Origin of the sequence: Brevundimonas sp. (genome assembly GCF_031082345.1) — a bacterium.
In the GTDB taxonomy this organism is placed as follows: domain Bacteria; phylum Pseudomonadota; class Alphaproteobacteria; order Caulobacterales; family Caulobacteraceae; genus Brevundimonas.
In genome coordinates this window covers 1-3,491 of the sequence record NZ_JAVHLH010000103.1, presented here as the reverse complement: position 1 = coordinate 3,491, position 3,491 = coordinate 1, and the positions used below count along the sequence as shown (strand labels likewise).

At 71.0% G+C, this 3,491-nt stretch carries 4 protein-coding genes and 1 pseudogene; 3 read left to right on the top strand and 2 right to left on the bottom strand.

The features are described from left to right. Nucleotides 1-761, bottom strand: a 761-nt coding sequence (locus tag RDU12_RS08315) for an MFS transporter (RefSeq protein WP_308684426.1), incomplete at its 3' end; no start/stop codon positions are given. Between the two features lie 202 nt (nt 762-963). Between RDU12_RS08315 and moaA the strand changes: the two genes are divergently transcribed. From moaA to RDU12_RS08300, 3 genes are read left to right on the top strand one after another with little or no spacing between them, the layout of a single operon-like run. Next, nucleotides 964-1,968: a GTP 3',8-cyclase MoaA gene (gene moaA / locus RDU12_RS08310; protein ID WP_300289623.1), complete on the top strand. Its 1,005-nt coding sequence runs from the start codon at nt 964-966 to the stop codon at nt 1,966-1,968. A gap of 10 nt (nt 1,969-1,978) precedes the next feature. After that, complete coding sequence (locus tag RDU12_RS08305; RefSeq protein WP_300289622.1) at nt 1,979-2,719, top strand: sulfite exporter TauE/SafE family protein; 741 nt, start codon at nt 1,979-1,981, stop codon at nt 2,717-2,719. Next, nucleotides 2,716-3,306: a molybdenum cofactor guanylyltransferase gene (locus RDU12_RS08300; RefSeq protein WP_300289621.1), complete on the top strand. Its 591-nt coding sequence runs from the start codon at nt 2,716-2,718 to the stop codon at nt 3,304-3,306. Before RDU12_RS08305 ends, RDU12_RS08300 begins: the two co-directional genes overlap by 4 nt. Here RDU12_RS08300 and RDU12_RS08295 read toward each other — a convergent pair. After that, nucleotides 3,307-3,491: pseudogene (locus RDU12_RS08295) on the bottom strand (molybdopterin molybdenumtransferase MoeA); the annotation flags it as partial.

Sequence of the window (3,491 nt, the reverse complement as noted above, 5' to 3'; positions counted from 1 at the left end):
CCGGCGGTCTTCACGTCCATCTCGTAGACGCCCATCAGGTAGCGCGGCAGCCACAGCGCCAGCGCCACGAAGGCGCCGAAGACGAAGAAATAGTAGAGGGCGAAGCGCCAGACCTGCAGGTTCTTGAGCGCCGAGAGCTGCTGGGCCGCCGAGACCGGCTTGCGGCCTTCGCGCCGCCGCGCCTCGGTCTCCGGATCCTCGCGGGTGACGAGATAGAAGGCGACCGCCGTGACCGCCAGGACCAAGGCCCAGATCTGCGCCACCGCCTGCCAGCCCCAGGCGACCATGACCACGGGTGCGAGAAATTTGGTGACCGCGGCGCCGACGTTGCCGGCGCCGAAGATGCCGAGCGCCGTGCCCTGCATCCGCGGCGGAAAGAATTTCGGCACATAGGCCACGCCGACCGCGAAGGCGCCGCCGGCCAGGCCGACGCCCAGGGCCGCGAGCAGCATCTCGACGTAGGTGTCGGCCCACGACAGCAGCAGGGTGGCGACCGCCGCCGCCAGCATGACCATGGCCAGCATGCGCCGACCGCCGAGCTGTTCGGTCCAGACGCCCAGGAACACCCGGGTGAGCGAGCCGGTCAGGATCGGCGTGCCCACCAGCAGGCCGAACTGGGTCTCGGACAGACCGAGCTCGGTCTTCATGTCCAGGCCGATGATCGAGAAGATCGTCCAGACGGCGAAGCAGACCGTGAACGCGAACGTGCTCGCCCACAGTGCTGTCCGCCCGCCTTGGGTCGGAGAACTCTCGTCCATCATGCGTGGCCTCAGAGGAAGGGGAGGCGTCCGAAGACACCGACGCTACGCTCGCAACACCAACTCAGAATGCCCCTTACGTGATCATGGTCTTTGTTCAGGAACAAGCTTGGCGCTGGCACAATGTGCTTGCTGTGGACCCCCGGAACGGCGGTAGGGTGCTCCGGAGCGGCGGCACGGAGCCCGGCATGGCGAGGCGTGGACGGTGATCCCGGACGAGGCGGAGCGAGAGAGAGAGGGCCTGACCGACGGATTCGGCCGGCGCTTTCGCTACCTCCGCCTGTCGATCACGGAAGTGTGCAATTTCCGCTGCGTCTATTGCCTGCCGAACGGCTACGCCCGCGACCCCGAGGCGCAGTTTCTTTCCGTGTCAGAGATTCGCCGGTTGGTTGCAGGCTTCGCCGCCCTCGGGGTGACCAAGGTGCGCCTGACGGGGGGCGAGCCGTCGGTGCGGACGGACCTGCCGGCGATCATCGCCAGCGCCGCGAACGCGCCGGGGATCGCCCGGGTGGCCATGACCACCAACGGCTGGAAGCTGACGGAACGGATCGGCGCCTGGCGCGACGCCGGCCTGACGCATCTGAACGTCAGCGCCGATTCCCTGGATCCCCAGACCTTCGCCCGGCTCACCGGCGTCGATCGCCTGCCCGACATTCTCGCCGGGATCGACCAGGCGCTCGATCTGGGGCTCGGGGTGAAGCTGAACGCGGTCCTCCTGCGAGACACCTTCGATTCCTCTGTCGAGCAATTCGCCGACTGGCTGCGCGATCGTCCGACCGCCGTGCGTTTCATCGAACTGATGCGGACGCTCGACAATGTCGATGTGTTCGAGCGCCAGCATCTGGGCGGCGCCGCCGTCGCGCGCTGGCTGACCGAACGCGGCTGGACCCCGCAGCCGCGGCGACCCGAGGACGGCCCCGCGGTGGAGTACAGCCACCCCGACTATCTCGGCCGCTTCGGCCTGATCGCGCCCTACGCCGATCATTTCTGCGACGGCTGCAACCGGCTGAGGGTCACCGCGCGGGGCAAGCTGAGGCTGTGCCTGTTCGGCGAAGGCGGGGTCGAGCTGCGCGACCTTCTGGCCGAGGACATCGAGCCGGGTCGGCTGGAGGCGCGGATTGTTGAAGCGCTGCCGACCAAGGCCCGGGGCCACAGCCTGATGCTGGCGCAGTCCGGCGATCTGCGCCGCATGGCCGACGTCGGCGGCTGACGGAGCGCGCGTGGACCCCTCGACGGTGATCCTGCTCGCCCTGCTGATGGGGATGGCGGCGGCGCTGTATGCCTCGGTCGGCCATGGCGGCGCTTCGGCCTATCTCGGCCTGATGGCCCTGTTCGCCGTCCCCATAGAGGTGATGCGGCCCACCGCCCTGGCGCTGAACCTCGTGGTGGCCGGCTATGCGGCGGTGTCGTACCTGCGCGCCGGCCAGTTCAACCCGCGCCTGTTCCTGATCTTCGCCGTCACGGCCGTGCCCATGGCCTGGCTCGGCGGGCGCATCGCCGTCCCGCCCGAGGTCTATCGCCCCCTTCTGGGGGTGGTGCTGTGGATCGCGGCGGCGCGGATGTTGTGGCGGCCGGCTTGGACCGCGGCCCGGATGGTGCAGCCGCCCAGGGCGCTGGTCGCCCTGCCGGCCGGGGCGGGGCTGGGCCTGCTGGCGGGTCTCACGGGGACGGGCGGCGGCATCTTCCTGAGCCCGCTGATCCTGCTGTTCCGCTGGGAGGAGCCGCGGCGGACGGCGGGCGTGGCGGCAGTCTTCATCGTGGTCAATTCGGCCGCCGGTCTGGCGGGCAATCTCAGCGTGCTGCCGGCCTTGCCGCCGGCCTTGCCCGTCTTCGTCGCCGCCGTGGCGGTCGGAGCGGTAGCGGGGACGTGGATGGGTCTGCACCGCCTGCCGCGGCCGTGGCTGCTCGTCATGCTGGGGCTTGTCCTGCTGCTGGCCGGCGCCAAGCTGATCTTCACATGAGGACCCTCGACGACATCGCCGTCGTGGTGCTGGCCGGCGGAGAGGGGCGCCGCATCGGCGGCGGCAAGCCGCTGCGCAGGCTGGGCGGCGAGACCCTGCTGGCCCGCGCCCTCGGTCAGGCGGCGACCTTCTCCGACCGGGTGGCGCTCGCCGTCCGCGACCCCGCTCAGGTCGGGGCGCCGGAGGGCGTGACTGTGATCCCCGACGCGTCGGTCGAAGGTCCGCTGGGCGGTCTGGCCGCCGCCCTCGGCTGGGCGCGGGATCAGGGCCGGGCGGCGGTGCTGACCCTGCCGTGCGACATGCCGTTCGTCCCGCCGGAGCTGGGTCCGCGACTGGGCGACGCGCTCGACGGCCACGCCGTCGTCCTCGCGGCCAGCGGGGGGCGGCTGCATCCGGTCTGCGGTCTGTGGCGGGTGACGGCGCTCGATCATTTGCCGGCCTATGCGGCGTCCGGCCGCCGGTCGCTTTGGGGGTTCGCCGAGGCGGTCGGGTTCACGGCCGTGGACTGGCCCGTCGCGCCGGCCGATCCGTTCTTCAACGTCAATACGGCCGAGGATCTCGCCGAGGCCGAAGCCCGGCTGGGCTGATCAGAAGGCGAGGGTCTCGACCTCGTCGCCGGCCGCCGCCTCCGGTTCGCCCGGCCGTCTGCGGATCAGCAGGTCCGCCGCCGCCAGCGCCTTCTGGGCGCTGGAGTCCTGGTCGGTGAGGGGATGGACCCGGCCCTCGCGCCACGCCGCGCGGTGGAAGGTCTCGCGGTCGCCGCAGGGGGGCA

Excerpts from the sequence above, each read along its gene's own strand:
- RDU12_RS08300 (WP_300289621.1), top strand. The coding sequence starts at position 2,716 with ATGAGGACCCTCGACGACATCGCCGTCGTGGTGCTGGCCGGCGGAGAG.